Genomic DNA, 19,889 nt, shown 5'->3' with positions numbered 1-19,889 from the left:
ATCCTCAGCCGCCGCATCAATCCGGCCGAGCGCGCCAGCGCCGTGCTGTTTGCCGATGCCGCCGGCGCGGTGGTGATCGGTCCGTGCGATGACCCGGATCGAGGCATTCTCGGCGCTTCGGTGGATTCGGACGGCTCGCGTTACGGGCTGATCCAGATTCCTGCCGGTGGAAGCAACAATCCGTTCCATGGCGGCCTCGACCTCGAGCAGACCCGGATGACGATCACCGATGGCCGCGAAGTGTTCGCCAAGGCCGTGGAGATGATGACCGCCTGCTCGAGAGATGCGCTCACTGCTGCCCGACTGAGGCCGCAAGACCTCGATCGTTTCGTGCCGCATCAGGCCAATGCTCGCATTTTCGACGCGGTCGGCAGGAACCTCGGCATCACAGATCACTCGATGGTCAAGACGATCGCCGAATATGGCAACTCTTCCGCCGCGACGATCCCGCTCTCGTTGTCGCTCGCCCATCGGGCGCAGCCGTTTCGGCCTGGCGAGAAAGTCCTCTTGGCGGCAGCGGGTGCGGGTCTCAGCGGCGGCGCGCTTGTCGTGGGAATTTAGCAAAGCAACGCTTGCGCATAGGACTGCTCATGAATGAGACTATGAGAATGGCTCAATACGCAAATAGTCGCCGGCAAGCTCCATAGAGCTGGGTTCCGTGCGGTGCTCCGCGATGTCTAAGTATCGACCCACTTGCTCAAATCGCAGCGCTCATCGAAGGCCAGCAAAACCTCATGCAGAGCGAAAATCCTCAACCGCCCGTTTCAAAGACGCTCGCCCCATTTCGAAACAAGGTGTTTCGCTCAATTTGGACGGCCACCCAGATTTCCAGCCTCGGTTGGCTAGTGCAAACGGTCGCCATCAGTTGGCTTATGGCAACGATTTCAGCGTCCGACCTTATGGTGGCTCTCGTCCAGGCCGCATCCACACTGCCGGTGTTCTTCCTCTCAGTTTTCGCCGGAGCCATTGCCGACAACTTCAGCCGCCGGTGGGTGATGTTTGCGGGACACTGCCTGATAGCATCGGCGTCGATGACGCTGATGATTTCTGTGGGTCTGGGATTTGTCAGTCCTTGGCTGATTCTCGGGTTAGGTTTCCTGGCCGGCTGCGGCTTTGCCTTGAATGATCCGGCCTGGCACGCTTCGGTCGGCGATATCCTTCACAAACGCGACATTCCGGCCGCAGTGACGCTTATGTCCGTCGGATACAACATTGTGCGCAGCGTTGGTCCGGCCTTAGGGGGCGTGATCCTGGCCGTCTTTGGGCCGCTGGCCGCTTTCGCCTTGGCTGCGGTGAGTGATCTGGCGCCTATAAGCGCGATATGGCGCACCAAATGGGAGGTCCGCTCTTCGCCTCTCCCTCATGAGAGAATGACGACGGCAATTCATGACGGAGTGCGCTTTACGGCGATGTCTTTGGAGATCAGGGCAGCGACCGCCCGAGCAGCTCTTTTCGGATTGGCAAGCATCTCCATTCTGGCGTTGCTCCCTCTCGTCGTCCGGGATCAGTTGAAGAGTGGGCCAATTGTCTACGGTATCTTATTGGCCGGCTTCGGCATGGGTGCTTTCATCGCGGGCATGGGCAACGGCTTCTTGAGGAAGGTCACGTCTCAAAACAGGCTGGTGGCCTTCGCCTCTGTGGCTTGTGCAGTCTGTTGCCTCTCCCTTGCCCTGACATCGTCGGTTCCTGTGGCGGCCATTTCGCTGGCGCTCGGCGGAGCGGGTTGGCTTATCACCTGGACGGGCATTGACGTGTCGGTGCAGTTGGCAAGCCCAAGGTGGGTTGTAGGCCGCACGCTCTCCATTTACTACGCCTTGAGCGCAGGCGGTATGGCTGCTGGCAGCTGGATCTGGGGTTCTGTCGCGCAAAACTATTCCTTGACCTCAGCATTGGAGGGCGCCGCGGGCGCTCTGTTGCTGGTTGCAGCAGCGGGGATCGTGTTGCCGGTCCGTCCCTGGGAAGAAACGGATCAAGAAAGTTCAGTTTTTCATCCGCCGGACGTGGCTCTCGATCTGAAACCCAGAAGTGGCCCTATCGTGGCCAAGGTCGAGTATTTGATATCGGAGGAAAATATCGAGGCCTTTCTGGGCTACATGCGCACGCGGCGACACGTCCAGAGCCGTGCCGGTGCACGAAACTGGACGCTCCAGCGAAATCTGCAAACACCGTCACTTTGGACGGAGACATTCCGCACCCCCACCTGGATGGACTTTCTCCGCCTAAATCATCGACTCACCGCAGCAGATAAGGAAGTCGGCCAGCATCTCCTGTCACTGCATGAAGGAGAGGTGCCTCCGCAGACAGTGCTTTCGATTGAACGAACGACCGAGGCAATTCGTACCCGTACCTCGACAATCTTTTCTCGTCCTCCAAGATGACGCCATCAAGCTGCTATCCAGGGACAGGGTGGATCACCGGTGCTTTGCAGAGCACAGCCTCACGCCGAGAGCAGCGTGCTCCGAGTTGTGCGATCGAGCGCACCCAGGCGAGATGATGATGAACGCGGCGTCAAGTGGAGTCCCCTGCATGCGCTTGCGGAGTCTTCTGCGAGAGCCCATGCCGACGAGCGCCAAACAAGGTCTGATGCCTTCGGAGTCGTGGCCTCAACTCATCGATTCGCGAGAAAAGCATCGAATGCAGCAGCAACGGCGCGAACAACAAAGCGGTGCTCCGGCCGCACGCGGATGAAGCCGTTTTCGACGTCCACGATCCCCTCCTCAGCCAGCGTCACCAAACGCTCAACTGAATCGAGAAAACGAGCTGGTTCGATTTCGTGGGCGGCACAGATGGTCGGCACGTCGGCCTCCAAATCGCACATCAGTCGCTCGATGATTGCTGCGCGCACCCGGTCATCGTCGGTCAGCCGGTGGCCCTTTGATGTCGCCAGACGTCCACTTGCGATGTGCCGGGCGTAAGAATCCCGTGTTACTTCGTTCTGAACGTACCCCTCGCCGACTCGGCCAATAGCCGACGCGCCGAAGCCGATCACGGTTTTGCAAGTATCGGCCGAGTATCCCAGCGAATTACGCCGCAGGCGCCCGGTCTTCTGCGCTAGCGCGAGTTCGTCGTCCGGCAGAGCGAAATGATCGAGCCCGATCTCCCGGTAGCCGGCGCCAACCAGTGTCTCGGCGACAGCTGCAGCCTGTTCGGCGCGAACATCGCCGTCCGGTAGACCTGCCTGCTCGATTAGGCGCTGATTCTTTATCACGGAAGGAATATGCGCGTAGCCGAACACCGCAAACCGGTTGGGGCGCATGGCGACCGCAGCCATCGCGGTCTGGATGCAGGACTGCACAGTCTGTTTCGGGAGACCGAAGATGAGATCGAAGTTGATATGGCCAACGCCATGCCGGCGGAGATTTTCGACGGCAGCGGCCGTCTGCACCTTACTCTGGATCCGATTGATCGCCTTTTGCACATCGGGATCAAAGCTCTGCACGCCGATGCTCGCGCGGTTGACACCGGTAGCTGCCAAGGGTTCGGCCATTTCCGGTGTGAACGTTCGGGGATCGATCTCCACGGCGATCGCAGCAGTTTTGCTGAAAGCGAAGTGGCGGCGTAGAAATTCCATCAGCGCCAAGTGCTCGGCTGGCCCGATAAGGTGAGGCGTTCCGCCGCCGAAATGCACATCGCTCACCGGCAGCCCTTGCCGAACTTGCTCCGACACCAAACTGATCTCCTGACGCAGCACGCCAAATAATTAAGGATCGGGCCGTTGCGACGGGTGACGGCGGTAGGGAAGCCGCAATACCAGCACATGGATCGGCAAAACGGAATGTGGAAATAGAGCGACACCGATTCGTCGGCCGGGAGGCCCCCCAGCCATTCCTCATAATCGTCAGCACCAACCGCCGCAGAGAAGTCTGGCACAGTCGGATAGATGGTATACCAAGGCGGCCGGGGGTCCCGGTACTTTGTCAGGATTGAGGTGTGCAAGGAGCTGTCGTCCCACGTCGCTGATCCATCATTGTTTCGTTGCGCGCTCGTCCTGTCTCTGACCTAAGTCAGTGCGTCCCGCTTTCTCCGCGTTTTCAAGGCGGAGGCGGCGATGTCGCAGTCTCGCTTGGACAGGACGGTATCAACCGAGCGCGCGTGCCATGGTCCGCCTGAGGTGATGGTGCGGTGCCGCATTCAACGTTTGAGTACGTGACGCCGATGCAGTGTGCTTGAGGCGTCTGCGGAAGAACTTTGCAATGCGAAATTCATGTCCGACGCCAAACGTCGCAACGCACCTGTCAAGCCTCGGTCAGACGCCATCCAGGTCCAGCCAGCGGCCTTCCCTGCCGGCCGAAAAACCATACCGGCTTTAGCCACCGAGACGCTCTAAAGCTGACGTCCGCTCATTTGATGAAAGGAAGGCGCCGCTAGGGGGTGCACAAGGCTCCCCAGCTTGACGTCGCTTCGAGCGATGAGCGGCGGTGTGGCTTGTCGTCAAGCGCCGGGCAGCGTGCCCCCTACCGATATCCCGAAAAGATCGACCAAGATCGCCATCCCGACGCCACACGCGGTCTGGATGAGGCCGACCATGAAAATGCGATTGGCGCGTTCGTAGATGGGGCGGCGCAAGGAACTCATGTCGAGCAGCATGGACAGCGCTCTCATCTGCAGTGCGATGCCGAGCAGGATCGGCACTACGGCGAACAGATCGTAGAGTTGCCATGGCAAGGGGTTCGCCGCCCAATGAGTGAGGAAGCCGAGCGAAAAGGCAAGCAGGATACCCACGGCAGTGATTGTGCCGTTGCGGAAAATGGTCTCGATCAGTTCTTCCTTCGGATCGTGCTCGTCCAAGCGGCTTCCTTTCGTTGCTCTTTCCGTCGAGACTAAGTTCTCGAGAATGCTGTTCATCGCCAATTACTCGAGGCGAGCCCTAGGCAACCGTTTCAGGGTGCGATCCCTTCTCGCTATCGGCCGCGCAATGTACCTGCACGGCGAACTTACAGCGGCGAAAAGGTGCTTCGGCCACCATGCGACACATCGGACGTGGACGCCCTCTGTTCCTGGCGCAGCCCTTGCGGACCGCACGCGCGCAGTAATCCTTCTCGGTAGCGCATGAAGCGGCCTCCGTTGCGGTCAGACGGGAAGCCGTCGCTGTTAAACGAGACTGTCACATATCGAACATGGCGAACCGTGTCGCACATTGCTTTTCGCAGTGACCCTCAAAAAAAGTGATTCCAGCGAGACGAAGGCGCGTCGGCCCAATTTTGGTGTCGGCCGCATCTACGCTTCAGGTTGGCATGTCGCTTGCTGCTCTATTCCGAGGCTGCAGCGGTCTGACCGGAGTGTTTCACATATAAACGATAATGAATCTCCTAGCAGAAAACACTATTCTAAGTACATGTGGCTTTTACGCTGGATAACCTCCCATGTCAAGCGCTTTTACGTCCACAAATTGGAGACAACACGCACAAAATTTAGAGTAAAGCTTGCTCTTACGCCTCTATCCTTTTTATTCCTTCATGGAGATCTAGACATGTACATCAAGATTCGTCTTCTCGGCTTAACTGCTCTGATCGCCGCCTCCGTCGTTCGAGCAGCTGGCGCCGAGCGGGAACCGGCCGAGTACATCAAGATCTGCGACGTCCTCGGCTCGGGGTATTTCTATATTCCCAACACCGAGACCTGCCTGCGCATCGGCGGCTATGTCCGTTATGATATCGGCCTGGGTGATGTCCGATCGTATGACAGCGCAAGAACCTCGGATGTGAGAACTGGCGAGGACCAAGGCACTTGGCGAAACAACACACGCTTCACGTTCAAAACTTGGAGCGGCCAGCAGACCGAGCTCGGCGCGTTGACGACCTATACCGAAACCCACGTGAATTTTGGCAATAGCGCTAACTCGCGTGACAGTCCTCAGAACTATGGTTTCAACAGCGGCCTCGCACTGGCTTCTGCCTGGGTCGAGCTGGGGGGCCTGCGAGTTGGCAAGGACGGGTCGGCCTTCGATACGTTTGTAAGCTACGCTGGCAACGTTCTCGATAGTATGCTCGTTCGGTCGGCCGGCTTCGACACCAACGTGGCTCAGTACTACTTCGACGCCGGCAACGGCATTTCGACCGTGATTTCGCTCGAACAAGGATCGGGCTCAGCCGGTACTATCGACAGCTATATTCCGCACGTTGTCGCCGGCTTGAAATACACGCAAGGCTGGGGCTCGATCACCGGCGTCGCGGCTTATGACAGCAACTACGAAGCTTTGGCCGGCAAGATCCGTGTCGACGTCGCTGTCACAAACCAGCTGTCGCTGTTTGGACTGTTCGGCTACGGTTCCAATGGCAGTCTCAACGAGGACTCAAACGGCGCAATCGCCAATCATGTGCGCGGCTCGTACAAAATCTGGAACGGCCAGTGGGCTTTCTGGGCGGGCGCCACCTACGAGTTTGACGAGAAAACTTCGTTCAACTTTCAGGTCTCGAGTGATCAGCTCAAGAATTCTGGTTTGGCTGCAAACGTCGTCTATATGGTCGTTCCTGGCTTCACGGTCACAGCCGAGGTCGATTACGACCGCTACGGCAACTTTGGCGTCGGCCCTGCCGACCCTACCACCGTCAAGGGCACGAGCAAGCCGAACAGCGTCGGCGGCATTCTCCGCTTCCAACGCTCATTTTGAAATCTCTCCAGCCGCGAGCATCTCTGGCAAAGGCACTTGCCTCGACAACGCACGCATAGAGAGCTTCTTTCGCCATCCTTGAAGTCTGCATCGACCGTCCACGGCCCATCGTACCAACTTGAGACTGAAAGGGGTGAGCCCTGTGTAATACAGCCTAGCCCTTGACCTGCCCAATGAACCGGCCAGGGGTGGTCAGTTCAAATTCGGGGCCGTTTAGAGGGCAGTGTGAGGCCGTGTCAGGTAAGTGCCACTGCTATGTCGGGACCGCGACACGCCTGTCGCTGTGGATGGCTGGAATTGCCCTTCGCGGCGCCATTCATTCTCTCAACATTTACGTGATAATGCACGCTTAGTCCGATCCGCGTGGCAGCACCCATCCTAGGTCGCTATCGGGTGGCCTTAAACCTGAACAGCTCCATCGTCGCGGCTGCTGCCGAAGCAGGAGCAATCACAGGGACCCGCACTGGTGCTTGTCAGCCGTCTGACCCGCTACTTCGTCTTAGGAAGAGCATTGTCTTTGCCAAAAGCCGGCCAGTATTTCGAGATTGCCAGTGTGGCGCCGGCTGAAGAGAAATGACCATAGTCGAAATACATAAACTCTCCTCTGTCGGAATAGGGGCAGCGTCCTGCGCTGCACAGGAATTTCAGCGGATCGATGAATGTGGCGCCTTTGGTAAATGAGCGCACACGTTCGTTGATGCCGGGGTCCATCGCCATCGGCCAGGACGTATCGTCCAGATTTTGGCGCTTGGCGAAGAACGCAATTTTCCGGACGTCAGTTGGGAACTGCGGAGACTGGCCGATGACAAACACGCGCACGCCCAGGGCACGAAGCGTATCGATTGTTTGCTGAAGACCGTCGAAGCCTCTGACCTCATAGTCACTCCATTTACCGCTGAGGATAACCGTCTTGATGTCCGCTTCCAAGATGATGTCCAAGGCCTTGCGATTGAACCGGACACAATCAAGACGAGCGTAAGAGTAGTAAGAGAGTATCGGCGGGCAGCCGGCGTACGTATATTCCACGATGTTCGCCTGCAACCGATTTATGTTAGCACCCAGGCCGGAAACATAGTGCGCGGCGAAGGAGTCGCCCCACAAAAAAACCGTTGTTGGAAAACCGCGAGTGCGCGTGCAATCCTCCATATTCCAGCTTTCGATCCGGCTGGTGCCCTCGTTGAAACAGATGCCATTCCTCCAGTCCCCGACGGAAATGCGCCGCTGGACATAGTCCGGAAACCGTTGCGGAAAGCCGTTGCCGAGCGCCCCCGCCGCTCCGCCGGCACAAAGAACAACGATCGCGAGCGCTGAAAAGGCAAAGATAGGCCCCGGGGCGGTGAAGGCCCTCTTCTGTCGAAACGGCTGCTCTACAAACTTCCAGGAGAATGCAGCCAATGCGAGGCTTGCTACCAACATCGCACCGGTCATCAAAGGATCGAGTTTTTGGAACGAAAGATAATGCGCGAACGCATTGAGCGGCCAGTGAACAAGATACAAAGAATACGAGATGAGCCCAATCCAGACCAGCGGCCGGACTTCGAGCATGCGGCTGGCGACCGTCGAGGGGGAATTTTGGCCAACATAGATCAGAAGGGCCGTTCCGATGCATGGATACAAGGCGTTGTAGCCTGGGAACGGGTCGCTCTCCGAAAGCGCGAAGAACCCGATGGCGAGAAGGCCAAATCCGGCCAACCCCACCGACTCCATCAGGAATCTGTTGCCCAACGGCGGGGGGCGGTTGAGCATGAGCAGGGCGCCCAACATGAGTTCCCAGATTCGGGTCGGCAGCAGATAGAACCCGGCGGTGGGCGCCAGCGATGTCGCCATCACCGCCATTACGAAGCTGCAGAGAATTATCGGAAGAAGTGTCGTCAGCCAGCGCTTCCCGATGTAGCGATAGATTAGGAACATCAGGATTGGGGCGAAGATGTAGTACTGCTCCTCTACGGAAAGCGACCAGGTGTGCAACAGTGGTCGAAGCGCGGCATCGATCGAGAAGTAACTTGACGTTTTCCAGAAAAAAACGTTCGACCAGAAGGTCGAGGCAGCTATGATGCTAAGACCGAATTCGCGCAGATCCGATGGCAGAAGAATGAACAATGCGGCAATGCAGGTGAGAAGCATCACAAAGACGAGAGCCGGCAGAATGCGCCGGGCACGGCGCCAGTAGAAGTTGACGATCGAAAATTGGCCGCGTTCAAGGTCATCCAAGAGGCTTCCGCTGATAAGGTAGCCGGAGATGACGAAGAAGATATCAACCCCGCTAAAGCCACCCGGGATCGCCGAAATTCCGAAATGAAAGAGTACGACCGGAAGTACAGCAACAGCCCTAAGGCCCGCGATATCGCGCCTATATTGCATCCAGCGGTTCCTTTGATTTTAGATCAGGACGAGATTGGAAGCTTTCAATCTCCGGTAGGAGTGCTGCCAAGATAAGGGCCGGTATCAGCCACCTTTATCCGTCCCGAACGTTCTGTAAGTGGCAACTGGTACAGAAGCACGATCGCCATCGCCGGACTTGACGGCCTGATTGTCGAGCAGATCGCGCGGATCGTTGACCATCACGGCCAGGTTAAATCCTGTCGAACAACCAAGCGGCTGTTTGAAGGATTCTTCATTGGGTAAGGCACCATATGAGGGACAGACCGGCGGACGGGCGTGATAGACAATCGCCTCAATTCGCACTGAGCCGGCGTCGTGTTGATCGAGCAATTGAATGTTGTCTGCTTCGATTGCCAACTGCCTGGCCTGATGGGCTACCCCTGCGCTGAGCTGGGGCGAACCGCTGATGAGGAGGTGGAGGGCATCGAATCGGCCGCGACTGGCCTTGTTTAGGAAATCACGCAAACGCTGCCGTTCGGAAGCGCGCAGGCTTTGCAACGTCAGGAGGGTGGTCTCCTCTCGGACAAGCATTGATGCCGATGGTTCGACATCAACTGGCGTAGTGCTTGTGCAGCCACTTACGCTTGGTGCCAGAGCGACAAAGAGGACTATAAAACGCAACATCATTGGACGACACTATTCGATGATGAAGCCGAGACCGCCCTGGGCGCTTGGCGCGCCCGCACGGATAGCAGCGCGGTCTCGCGGGGGACTTGCCACGGAATTCGTCGGAGCGCCCCCTCCGTTCAAAGCCGGTGCCGCCCGCTCCGTAGGTGCGCTCATCTGGTTTGGGTTGGAGCCTGGTCTTACAATGTAAGGCGTAACTAGAATGACCAGTTCTGACTCCTCTTTTTGAAACGAGGACGAGCGAAAAAGCGGTCCCAGGATCGGCATTTCTCCGAGCCAGGGAAAGGCCCTGACATCATTGTTGACGTTCCGCCTGATTAGACCGCCGATTGCGAAGCTCTGGCCGCTGGCGAGTTCGACGACCGTATCGGCTCGGCGCGTGGAAACTGCCGGCACGGAAATTCCGTTGATTTGCACGGCACCTTGCGTCGACAGTTCACTGACTTCGGGCGTTACGTGAATGTTGATTTGATTGTTGCTGAGAACTGTCGGCACAAATTCCAGACTGACGCCGAAGTGACGGAATTCAACCGATACCTGCCTGTTTTCCTGCAGGACAGGAATGGGAAATTCGCCGCCAGCTAGAAAGCTGGCTTTTTCACCCGACATAGCGGTGAGGTTCGGCTCAGCCAGGACGGAAGCTATATGCTCCTTGGCGAGCGCGTCGAGAACCGCGCTGACGTTGACGACACCGTTGTCGAATCCGATTTCTGCTGTACCGCCACCCTGGGTTGAACCAGATCCAGCGCTTGCACCGCTTCCGCTTAGAACGCCCACTTTGAAATTGCCGATTTGACCGAAGGCGGACAGGTTGACGCCAAGTGACTTCATGGCGCTGCGTGAGACTTCGGCTACGCGCACGCTGAGGTTAACTTGCAGGGATCCAGCGACCTTGATGTTGTTGACGACTTGCGCTCCGTCGCCCAGATATTGCTCAGTGACTCTTTTTGCGGTGTCGGCGACCTCTGCGTCGGGCGCCGTCCCGCTAAGGATTGCGCCGCGCGGCGTATAGTTGACGCGGATGGGATAGTCGCCGACCTGCTCCCGCAACATGGCGCGTAAATCCCCGATCGGTTGCGTGACAACGATACGCAATTCGGCGAGAGGCTCGCCGTTGCCGTCCAAGGCGAATAGGCTGGTCCGCCCCGATTTCTTGCCAAAGACGAAGATTGTTTTGCTCGATGGTGCCTGAAAATCCGCGATCGTCGGGTCAGCAACAAAGATGGTCGTGGCTGGCGCGGGCAGATGAACGGTCTCCCCGAGCGAAGAGGAAAGGGTCAGCGTGGCATTGATGCTATTCGAAGCCGCACGCGGCGCGCCTTTGTCCTGCTTGTTTTGCGCCGCGACACCAAGTGGGAAAGTCACAATAAGCGCGCAGAGGAGATGGCCCAGGTAACGGGGCACTGCAGGTCTCGGAACCTTGATGGCGATCGCCCGCCAATTGAGCGCAGGGCAAGGATGTTGAAGGATCAGCAAAATAGATCTTCTTTCGATTCGACAAACTATGCGGATGACGCGTCAGTCAATTCTAGAATGTAGCCAATGCCACGGATGGTCTTGATCCGTGGCGTTGCACCTGATCTGGTCAGATGTCCACGTAAACGATAGATTCCGACTTCAAGCGCGTTGGCAGACACGTCGTCGTTGAACGAATAGAGGTGATCTTCCAACTGCGCACGGGGCACGATGCGGCCTGCCCGGTTAAGCAGATGCTCTAGAATACAGAGTTCGCGACGTGCGATCATCATTGGGTGCCCAGCAACGAAAACCTGCCGGGCGACCGGATCGAAGTTGAGATTGCCAAATACGAGCCTCAGGTCGGTCATCTGTGACGCCCGGCGCAGAATGGCTCTCATTCTGGCGATAAGCTCATCGGTAGAGACGGGTTTGAGCAGAAAGTCGTCCGCACCACCGTTGAAGATCGCAATTCGCTTATCGAGATCGTTAAGGCTGCTCATAATGACGGCAGGAACTGAATGCCCGTGGGTCCTCAACTGCCTCAGCCAACCCAAGCCATCGCCATCTGGCAGAGCCAATTCCAGCAGGAGAATTTCATAGCTGGCGCAAGAAAATGCACTCGAGGCCAGTTCCAGAGTACCAACGACATCAACGACGAAGCCGCCATCCCCGAGCGCAAGTCGCATGGCGCGCGCAAGATCCGCATGATGATCCACGAGCAGCGTTCGCATTTCATCTCCTATCGAAGAGAGACGCGTCACCGGCGGCCATCTGATCGGAGCACACGGCGCACAACTCGTCGCATCTCTCGGAACAGGTCCGAGTTGGAGGGACATGCAAGTCGCTCGGTGGCAATAGGCGCGGGTGAGGACCAACTGACGGGCTCAAATACGCCGGTCGGCGAACCCACGACGCCAGCAACCCGCGTGCGATTTCTCGTTGCATCATCTCTCCTACGTGCAGCCCCTGCGCTCGCAAGGCAGCGTCGCGGCCCAGAGCCCGATTCCCACAGAGGGTAGGGTTAGCTTTCGAGAAACTGATTGAACAAATCGATTATTTGGATCGAATGCATCCACGGTATGGATGCAGCGCCGCATCTTCAACGACTGCGGCTTCCTGATGGATTGTTGTGTCTGTCGTGCTCTGCTATTTCGCTGTCCTTCAAGGCTGGCGAGTCTGGTGGAACCTGCGCGTCATTGGCTGTGGTAGCTTGATGCTCAAAAATGGAGCGCCCCGCGGAAAGCCGCTCTCAGATTTCCAAAAAGCCTTGCTGGTCCAAAAGAGCACTTCGCATCTCGACACCAAAATGGGCGAGGAAAACTGACGTCTGACAGGGATGTGTATGCAACAGCCGATTTGCGGCACCAGGAAACGACCGCGTTCAGGCTGGAGATCGACGACCAACGGCTCCTCGATTTCCGCATTCAGGCCACGACGATCGACCGCTTTCCAAGCTCTTCCTGTGCGGGCGGATGCCGGCAAACAGCAGCACAGGGTCAGGGAAACCGCGAGCGGGCCTGCTTGATCGCCATGATCACATTGCCGCTGTTGCGCGTGCGGACCGGAATGCATTCGGTCCAGCCGGTGGCAATTTCGGTCAGCACCATCGTCTGCACGAAGCTCCCCGACCAAGACGTGCCCGAATGCGCTCAACAAAGCCGGGCGGCGGATCTTTCCAATCGCCGAGGTGCGGGCTTGCACCGAGCGGCGAACTGCCGAACTCATTCCTGCCCGGCGGCGCTGGCCGCCGCGAGCGACGATGCGGACCTCAGCCGCTCCGAAGCCTCCCACAACACGATGAGCGCCTCGCGGACATCGCTGCCGTAACAGCGGCTGCGGCTCTTGCTCGCAGACGGCCTCTGCTCACGACGGTTCATAAGACGGATCGCGCGCGCTTGCGATAATAGCCGATTACCGCCCCGAACTCATTCAGAATGCGCCGCTTGTCAACGCCGCGATAACGCTCCACGATCGCCGCTTCAGTTCCGACCGTGTCGCCATGCTGAGCCGCGCCATACTTCCCCCGAACCGGAATGGCACGACCTGTCCAATGCGGCTCGTTGCCTTCGTTAATTCGCTGACCGGAAAGGTACCGGAAGTCGTCTAACGCATCTTACCCGCTGAAACGGCGGCAACACCTCGACCTCAATCGCAGATCTTAGGAAATAGACGATCGCGTGGGGGCCTGTGAGCATCCGTTCACCGGATTTCCGTCATCGGCTGAGGCGAATTGCCACCATCGACCGTTATCGGATGGGCCGCGATACGTCGCCGTATCATGATTAGGGGGCGCACCTAGCGGAGCCATAGCTCTCCACCCAGCCATGTTCCCCTCGTTGGAAGATGTCCGGCGGACCAGAGGGGTGCTGTCCCGTCAGCTTTTCCTGAAGAGCGGCCAAGGCAATCCCTACCAATCCATCACCACCTTCCCCGAATTGCCGCTCTTCATCGCCTCGAAACCGTCGAGGTAGTCATCGACCCCGATGCGGTGTGTGATCAGGCCCGACACGTCGAGAGGACCCTGCACCAGCGCGATCATCTTGTACCAGGTCTCGAACATCTCGCGGCCGTAGATGCCCTTGAGATGCAGCATCTTGAAGATGACCTTGTTCCAGTCGATCTCGAAGCCGGTCCGCGCAATGCCCAGAATGGCGATCTTGCCGCCATTGTTCATGGTATCGATCATGTCGCGGAAGGCGGGGGCTGCGCCCGACATTTCGAGGCCGACGTCAAACCCCTCGGTCATGCCGAGCGCCGGCATGACGTCGCGCAGCTTTTCCTTCGAGGCGTCGACGACATGCTGGACGCCGAGCTTTTTCGCCAGTGCCAGCCGCACCGGGTTGATGTCAGTGATGACCACTTTGCGCGCACCGACGCATTGGGCGACGAGCGCGCCCATGATGCCGATCGGCCCGGCGCCAGTCACCAGCACGTCCTCGCCGACCAGATCGAAGGACAATGCGGTGTGGACGGCATTGCCCAAGGGATCGAAGATCGCGGCAATCTCATCGGGCACATCGTCGGGGATCGGCACGACATTGTGCTGCGGGATCGCCAGATACTCGCCGAACGCGCCCGGACGGTTGACGCCGACGCCGAGTGTGTTGCGGCACAGATGCCCTCGCCCGGCGCGACAGTTGCGGCAATGGCCGCAGACGATGTGGCCTTCGCCCGATACACGCTGGCCGACCTTGTATTCGGTGACCGCTGCGCCGAAATCGGCAACGGTGCCGACGAATTCATGGCCCGTCACCATCGGCACCGGCACCGTCTTCTGCGCCCACTGGTCCCAATTGTAGATGTGCACGTCGGTGCCGCAGATCGCCGTCTTCTTGATCTTGATCAGCACGTCGTTGGGGCCGATTTCCGGCACCGGCACCTCTTCCATCCAGATGCCCGGTTCGGCCTTGGCCTTCACAAGCGCCTTCATCATGTTCGACATCAGGATTTCCCTATTCCGTGATTGCGCTTCTGGCGAGATAGCCTGCACAACGGGAAGGTAGGCCACTAACTCGTTTGAACGTCCGGAATGGTCAGCCCCGCCTGCTCGGCCTCGCGGCGCAAATTCTGACGGGGCCTGGGGCCGATCTGCTGGATCACCAATCCGGCTGCCAGTGAGCCAAGGTCGCCGCAGGTCTGCAAGTCACGGCCTTGCGTGTAGCCATGCAGGAAGCCGGCGGCATAGAGATCGCCGGCGCCCGTCGTGTCGATCAGCTCCTTGATGGCGGTCGCCTTGATCACCACGGTCTCGTCGCCGCGCACGATCACCGAGCCTTTTTCCGATCGGGTCACGGCGGCGATGCGGCAATCCTTGCGAATCTGCGCCAGCGCTTCGTCGAACGACGCCGTCTGGTAAAGCGATTTGATCTCGTGGCTGTTGGCAAAGACGATGTCGACGGTACCCGAACGCATCAGCTCGAGGAACTCGTCGCGGTAGCGGTCGACGCAGAACGAATCCGACAGGGTCATCGACACTTCGCGGCCTGCCGCGTGCGCCAGCATCGCCGTCTGGCGGATTGCTTCCTTGGCGCGCGGCGGATCCCACAGATAGCCTTCGAAATAGGTGACCTTGGCGCCAGAGGCCTTGTCCGCCTCGACATCCTCAGGCCCGAGCTCGACGCAGGCGCCGAGATAGGTGTTCATCGAGCGCTCGCCGTCGGGCGTGACGAAGATCATCGAGCGCGCCGTCGGCGGTTCACCCTTGAGCGGCGTGGTGTCGAAGGCGACGCCTTGCGCATGGATGTCGTGGGCGTAGATTTCGCCCAGCGCATCGTTGGAGACCTTGCCGAAGAAGGCGGCGCGGCCGCCAAAGCTGGCGACGCCGGCCGCCGTGTTGCCGGCGCTGCCGCCGGAGGCCTCGATCGCCGGACCCATGCGGCTGTAGAGCAGCTCGGCGCGCCTTGTGTCGATGAGGTTCATCGCTCCCTTGATGATGCCGTTGGTCTCGAGGAATGCCTCGTCGCACTGGGCGATGATGTCGACAATGGCATTACCGATGCAGAGCACGTCATAATCCGCATCAAAATCTCCGCCAAAAACCCGAGCCGGCTTCTTGCCATGCCGGCCGGGCGTGGTCTCGCGAGTTGAAATGGGTTGCCGCATGCGCTTGATCCAGCCGCCCTCACGCAGCTGCCGGTCCTGCTTCACGCAGCAAATCGTCAGCTTTGTCCGTCTTCTCCCAGGTGAACTCAGGCTCTTCACGCCCGAAGTGTCCGTATGTCGCCGTCTTGCGGTATATCGGGCGTAAGAGATCAAGCATCTTGATGATGCCTTTCGGTCGGAGATTGAAAACCTCGAGAACAAGGCGCTCGATCCTTTTTTCCTCGATCCTTGCGGTTCCGAAAGTATTGACCATGACAGAAACCGGACTGGCCACGCCGATCGCGTAGGCAAGCTGAACCTCGCAGACCTCCGCAAGGCCGCTGGCAACGATGTTCTTCGCGACATACCGGGCGGCATAGGCCGCCGAGCGGTCAACCTTGGATGGGTCCTTGCCCGAAAAGGCACCGCCGCCGTGACGCCCGGTCCCACCGTAGGAATCGACGATGATCTTCCGTCCTGTGAGGCCGCAGTCGCCGGCAGGCCCACCGACCACGAACCGCCCTGTTGGGTTGACCAGAAATCTGATCCCCGAAGTATCCAGGTGGGCCGGCAGGACCGGTTTTATGATCTCCTCAATGACGCCTTCGCGGACCGTGGCTTGTGAGACCGCTTCGTCATGCTGCGTCGACAGGACTATGGTATCCAGCGCCACCGGGCGGAGCCCTTCGTAGCGTACGGACACTTGAGATTTCACGTCCGGACGCAGCCAGCCAAGCTGTCCCGCTTTCCGGACCTCGGCCTGTCTTTTCGTCAAATGGTGAGCGAGTTGGATCGGCAGGGGCATCAATGTATCCGTCTCGTTGCATGCGAATCCAAACATGATGCCCTGATCCCCTGCCCCCTGCCCGAGATCCTGCCCTCGTCCTTCATCAACGCCCTGGCTTATGTCGGGCGACTGCTCGGTGAGGGCCAGAACGACGGCGCAACGTCGACCATCAAAGCCAATCGCATCATCGTCGTAGCCAATATCGAGTATCGTATCGCGGGCGACTTGGCTGTAATCGATGTGGGCATGGCTGGTGATCTCGCCAGCCACAACGACCATCCCCGTCTTCACCAACACTTCACAGGCGACGCGCGCCTTCGGATCGGTGCGCAGGACCGCATCGAGAATGGCATCGGAGATGTTGTCTGCCATCTTATCGGGGTGTCCCGCGCCGACGGATTCGGAAGAGAACACGAACTGCCTGGTCATAAAAATGCCCTCGCTTCAAGTGCTGGAGTTAGTGAGGAGTTTCTGGATTGGGGTGGCTTATCTGTCGGGGATGCCGGGAACATCGAACGCAGTGCAGAAGTCGGCAACGTCTCTTCGTACGCTCGCATGAACTTCCTGGTCATCGGGCTGGCGGCAGACCGAGTCGATGAAAGCGGCGATCTGCACCATCTCCGTTTCGCGCATGCCCATGGACGTCACCGCTGGCGTCCCTAAGCGGATGCCGCTTGTCAGCGCCGGATGCCGCCGGTCGCCCGGGACCATATTGAAATTCGCAATGATGCCTGCACGCGATAAGCGCTCCGCATAGGCTTTGCCTGACAGCGGCCGGTCCCGAAGATCAAGGATCAGCATGTGATTGTCAGTGCCCCCGGTGACGAGTTCATAACCTCGCTCCAGAAGCGCCTGGGCCAGAGCCTTGGCGTTGTGGACGATCTGCTGACCGTAGACACGAAAGGACGAGTTCGCTGCTTCCTGCAAAGCGACGGCAAGCGCGGCGATAGTATTCATATGCGGTCCGCCTTGCAGAAGAGGGAACACGGCGCGGTCTATACGTTTGGCCAGATTGTGTTTGCTCTTCGGATGATGGAGGGGCTGATAACGGTCTTCATTCCTTGATAAAATGAAGCCACCCCGGGGACCGCGGATCGACTTGTGAGAGGTGCTGGTGACCACATCGCAATGGGGCACGGGGTTCGGATGCACTCCTGCGACAACCAGGCCGCTGATGTGGGCGATGTCAGCCACCAGATACGAGTTCACCTCCGAAGCAATTTCGGCCATTGCCGCGTAGTCAAAAATACGCGGATAAGCAGTTCCGCCGACCCAAATTAGCTTCGGGCGTTCCCGCTTGGCGGTCTCGCGCAAGTGGTCATAGTCAATTTGCTGTGTCTTTTCGTGCAGCCTGTACGGGACGCGCTGATAATCGCTGCCGGAAAAATTGACGGACCAACCGTGAGTCAGATGGCCGCCTTCGGGTAAAGGCAAGCCCATCACTTTGTCACGGGGGCTCAAAAGCGCGCGATAGACAGCCTGGTTGGCTGGCGAGCCTGAATAAGGCTGGACGTTGGCGTGTTCACTGCCAAATAGCGCTTTCAGGCGCTCGATCGCGAGGGTCTCAAGCTCATCGACGATCTCGTTTCCGGCGTAGTAGCGCGCACCGGGGTATCCCTCGGCATACTTGTTGGTGAAAATCGACCCGGTCGCTTCCAACACCGCCGAGGAGGCAAAGTTCTCGGAGGCGATCAGTTTGAGAGTTGTCCGCTCCTGGCGCTCCTGTCTTAGAAGCAGTTCGCGAACGCGGGAGTCGACGGCGGCTAAGTGAGGCCGCCCGTAAGTGTCGGGCTGCGCGATGGCGCCGCCGGCGGAGTTATCCATGGTAGTCGCGCTCCATTTGGACTGATCTATTTCACGATCAAGCAGGCGGTCCCTTCAACCGCGCGTCTTGTATTGCTTCCAGGCGTTGTAGGTCTCTTTTATGATGACCATCATCGTGGGGCAGGAGATCGACCACCAATTGAGCCAGCCCGCCATCCTTGCCTCCTGCTTGCATATGGTACGAAGACTGCGGACGTTGTTCGTTGCAGCAAAGAAAGTTGGCTCTGACCAGCCGCCGGACGTGGCGTCGAACCTGCTCGCGAGGCAGACTGGTAATATCGGCCAGCTCGCCGACGGTTAGATCCGCATGCGCGCAAAGGCCCAGGATTCGAAGGCGATCAAGATGCGCTGCCGTCCTTACGCGATTTACCAGTGTCAACATTGGTTGGCATCAACCCGGACGGGATGCAGCAAGCCGCTAGCCCTTCTATCCCCATCAATCCGCATGAGATCTCTTCTCGTCATTTGCTGTAAATCCGCTGGTATGGATGCTAATGGAAGATGGATCACAGTCCTTTCTACGACTAAGACGCCAGATATTGGGGCTAATGTACCACCTGACAGGAGACTACGCTCACGAACATTATGTGAATTTTTTTTAACGTTGCTGAGAATCAAGGGTGAGGTTTGGCGAATGTCTCGCCGTCGACTGTCGAATCCTGCCCGACGGGATTATGGGGTGCGTAGCCTGCTTGTCCTTTCCACATGACCAGCGACGATGGGGCGAAGGCGGCAGACATAGCTCTGGAGCATGCTGCGGTGTCTTTGGCCTGAAGCCGAGGAAGGCGGACCGTGGCTTCCGCGCCGCTGCCGGGAGCCCCCGAACAGGCCAAGTGGATCAGCCGGGTGTTGCCGTCATAGAGCGTGAGACCCAAAGCTGGCCAGCCGCGCCCTGAGGCTGACGCACCGCTCAGCGTCCACCTTGCTCTCGAAGCCCATCGGCATAGCGCCGATAACGACTTGACCGCGTGCGTGTCGACGAGCGATCGGTGAGCGCAAGGATCGAGGGTGCAGTGCAGGATAATGCTGTTTTAAATCAGCGCTGTTTTCAGCCGACTGCCTTGAGCGTGGGCACAAGGATATAGGCCGCAGGAGATCATCGTCTGGCTGTTCGGGAGGCCGCCCTGGGCGCGCGACAGCCGTTCCTTCGGCTGCGCCAGCTCCGCCACCATCCGCGCCGTGCCTTCCGGAGACCATTCCCGCTGCCGGCCGGCGCCCGTGAAAACCTCGACCCGGCGCACCGGCTCGAGATGGCTGGGCTCAGCGTAACTCTGAAGTCGTCATATACCGAAGCCTTCACAGACTTCGGACATCTCCCTCACAGTCCGATCAAGATGGCGTCAGGAACACCGCTTGCGTTGATGCGGATGAACCCCTGCTTGTGCCACAATGACCCTTATCTCAGCGCGCGAGCCAAAGCTTCCGCGCAAGGCGACGGCTAGGATAAGGCAATGCCGACGAAGGGCACATTGCTTGCCACACTCTGGAATGATGGCATGCTCGGAAGGCCTAGGTTTTGCTCAGGGCCGCCTGCAAGGCGCGCTTGGAGGTTATTCACATAGCCTTCTGCGTAGTCCTGCGCCGTCGAGACCGAAAGATCAATGCCTGCCGCCAAGGCCT

The 19,889-nt window shown here is 58.6% G+C and carries 15 protein-coding genes and 1 pseudogene; 4 read left to right on the top strand and 12 right to left on the bottom strand.

Going from position 1 to position 19,889, the window contains the following annotated elements:
- Positions 1-561 (top strand): 3-oxoacyl-[acyl-carrier-protein] synthase III C-terminal domain-containing protein (locus tag EN742_RS04280; protein WP_281034936.1); only part of this gene is annotated, 561 nt, incomplete at its 5' end.
- A gap of 173 nt (positions 562-734) precedes the next feature.
- Complete coding sequence (locus EN742_RS04275; protein ID WP_126038535.1) at positions 735-2,378, top strand: MFS transporter; 1,644 nt, start codon at positions 735-737, stop codon at positions 2,376-2,378.
- Positions 2,379-2,608: 230 nt separating this feature from the next.
- Here the strand turns inward: EN742_RS04275 and hemN are convergent.
- Together hemN and EN742_RS04265 are read right to left on the bottom strand one after the other, a co-directional pair.
- A pseudogene (hemN, locus tag EN742_RS04270) lies at positions 2,609-3,936 on the bottom strand (oxygen-independent coproporphyrinogen III oxidase).
- Between the two features lie 495 nt (positions 3,937-4,431).
- A complete protein-coding gene (locus tag EN742_RS04265) occupies positions 4,432-4,788 on the bottom strand; it encodes a hypothetical protein (RefSeq protein ID WP_091595902.1) in 357 nt (118 codons plus the stop codon).
- Between the two features lie 682 nt (positions 4,789-5,470).
- Here EN742_RS04265 and EN742_RS04260 point away from each other — a divergent pair.
- On the top strand, positions 5,471-6,610 hold the full coding sequence (locus tag EN742_RS04260; RefSeq protein ID WP_091595823.1) for a porin: 1,140 nt from the start codon (positions 5,471-5,473) through the stop codon (positions 6,608-6,610).
- A gap of 489 nt (positions 6,611-7,099) precedes the next feature.
- On the opposite strand, the gene EN742_RS04255 is transcribed toward EN742_RS04260, so the two are convergent.
- The 4 genes from EN742_RS04255 to EN742_RS04240 form a co-directional block, all read right to left on the bottom strand.
- Positions 7,100-8,971: an acyltransferase family protein gene (locus tag EN742_RS04255; protein WP_128332479.1), complete on the bottom strand. Its 1,872-nt coding sequence runs from the start codon at positions 8,969-8,971 to the stop codon at positions 7,100-7,102.
- A gap of 84 nt (positions 8,972-9,055) precedes the next feature.
- Positions 9,056-9,616, bottom strand: a complete 561-nt coding sequence (locus EN742_RS04250; protein WP_236473720.1) for a CpaD family pilus assembly lipoprotein — start codon at positions 9,614-9,616, stop codon at positions 9,056-9,058.
- A gap of 12 nt (positions 9,617-9,628) precedes the next feature.
- Positions 9,629-11,050 carry a type II and III secretion system protein family protein gene (locus EN742_RS04245; RefSeq protein WP_051695798.1) on the bottom strand — a complete coding sequence of 474 codons (1,422 nt, stop codon included), beginning with the start codon at positions 11,048-11,050 and terminating at the stop codon, positions 9,629-9,631.
- Between the two features lie 71 nt (positions 11,051-11,121).
- Positions 11,122-11,808 carry a response regulator transcription factor gene (locus tag EN742_RS04240; RefSeq protein WP_029354874.1) on the bottom strand — a complete coding sequence of 229 codons (687 nt, stop codon included), beginning with the start codon at positions 11,806-11,808 and terminating at the stop codon, positions 11,122-11,124.
- Between the two features lie 607 nt (positions 11,809-12,415).
- Between EN742_RS04240 and EN742_RS37865 the strand changes: the two genes are divergently transcribed.
- A complete protein-coding gene (locus tag EN742_RS37865; RefSeq protein ID WP_164747350.1) occupies positions 12,416-12,904 on the top strand; it encodes a hypothetical protein in 489 nt (162 codons plus the stop codon).
- A gap of 580 nt (positions 12,905-13,484) precedes the next feature.
- Here EN742_RS37865 and tdh read toward each other — a convergent pair.
- From tdh to EN742_RS38600, 6 genes are all read right to left on the bottom strand, one after another.
- The gene (tdh, locus tag EN742_RS04230) at positions 13,485-14,519 is read right to left on the bottom strand and encodes an L-threonine 3-dehydrogenase (protein WP_126057764.1); all 1,035 of its coding nucleotides are present in this window, start codon (positions 14,517-14,519) and stop codon (positions 13,485-13,487) included.
- A gap of 65 nt (positions 14,520-14,584) precedes the next feature.
- A complete protein-coding gene (locus EN742_RS04225) occupies positions 14,585-15,679 on the bottom strand; it encodes an adenosine kinase (protein ID WP_245316490.1) in 1,095 nt (364 codons plus the stop codon).
- Between the two features lie 19 nt (positions 15,680-15,698).
- Positions 15,699-16,874 carry a methionine adenosyltransferase gene (gene metK, locus EN742_RS04220; protein WP_063169265.1) on the bottom strand — a complete coding sequence of 392 codons (1,176 nt, stop codon included), beginning with the start codon at positions 16,872-16,874 and terminating at the stop codon, positions 15,699-15,701.
- A gap of 57 nt (positions 16,875-16,931) precedes the next feature.
- Positions 16,932-18,269, bottom strand: a complete 1,338-nt coding sequence (glyA, locus tag EN742_RS04215) for a serine hydroxymethyltransferase (RefSeq protein WP_091595829.1) — start codon at positions 18,267-18,269, stop codon at positions 16,932-16,934.
- Positions 18,270-18,306: 37 nt separating this feature from the next.
- The gene (locus tag EN742_RS04210) at positions 18,307-18,651 is read right to left on the bottom strand and encodes a helix-turn-helix domain-containing protein (protein ID WP_091595831.1); all 345 of its coding nucleotides are present in this window, start codon (positions 18,649-18,651) and stop codon (positions 18,307-18,309) included.
- A gap of 1,056 nt (positions 18,652-19,707) precedes the next feature.
- A partial coding sequence (locus EN742_RS38600) for a hypothetical protein (RefSeq protein WP_148670021.1) occupies positions 19,708-19,889 on the bottom strand: 182 nt, incomplete at its 5' end.

The sequence above is a fragment of the Mesorhizobium sp. M4A.F.Ca.ET.020.02.1.1 genome (genome assembly GCF_004022645.1).
Lineage (GTDB): Bacteria > Pseudomonadota > Alphaproteobacteria > Rhizobiales > Rhizobiaceae > Mesorhizobium.
The sequence above is the reverse complement of the archived record's forward strand: the minus strand, read 5'-3'. Positions and strand labels throughout refer to the sequence as shown.

Bases quoted from the DNA above. Each gene is read 5' to 3' on its own strand.
- EN742_RS04275 (WP_126038535.1), top strand. From the start codon at position 735: ATGCAGAGCGAAAATCCTCAACCGCCCGTTTCAAAGACGCTCGCCCCA.
- EN742_RS04260 (WP_091595823.1), top strand. From the start codon at position 5,471: ATGTACATCAAGATTCGTCTTCTCGGCTTAACTGCTCTGATCGCCGCC.
- EN742_RS04255 (WP_128332479.1), bottom strand. From the start codon at position 8,971: ATGCAATATAGGCGCGATATCGCGGGCCTTAGGGCTGTTGCTGTACTT.
- EN742_RS04250 (WP_236473720.1), bottom strand. From the start codon at position 9,616: ATGTTGCGTTTTATAGTCCTCTTTGTCGCTCTGGCACCAAGCGTAAGT.
- EN742_RS04240 (WP_029354874.1), bottom strand. From the start codon at position 11,808: ATGCGAACGCTGCTCGTGGATCATCATGCGGATCTTGCGCGCGCCATG.
- tdh (WP_126057764.1), bottom strand. From the start codon at position 14,519: ATGTCGAACATGATGAAGGCGCTTGTGAAGGCCAAGGCCGAACCGGGC.
- EN742_RS04225 (WP_245316490.1), bottom strand. From the start codon at position 15,679: ATGCGGCAACCCATTTCAACTCGCGAGACCACGCCCGGCCGGCATGGC.
- metK (WP_063169265.1), bottom strand. From the start codon at position 16,874: ATGACCAGGCAGTTCGTGTTCTCTTCCGAATCCGTCGGCGCGGGACAC.
- glyA (WP_091595829.1), bottom strand. From the start codon at position 18,269: ATGGATAACTCCGCCGGCGGCGCCATCGCGCAGCCCGACACTTACGGG.
- EN742_RS04210 (WP_091595831.1), bottom strand. From the start codon at position 18,651: ATGTTGACACTGGTAAATCGCGTAAGGACGGCAGCGCATCTTGATCGC.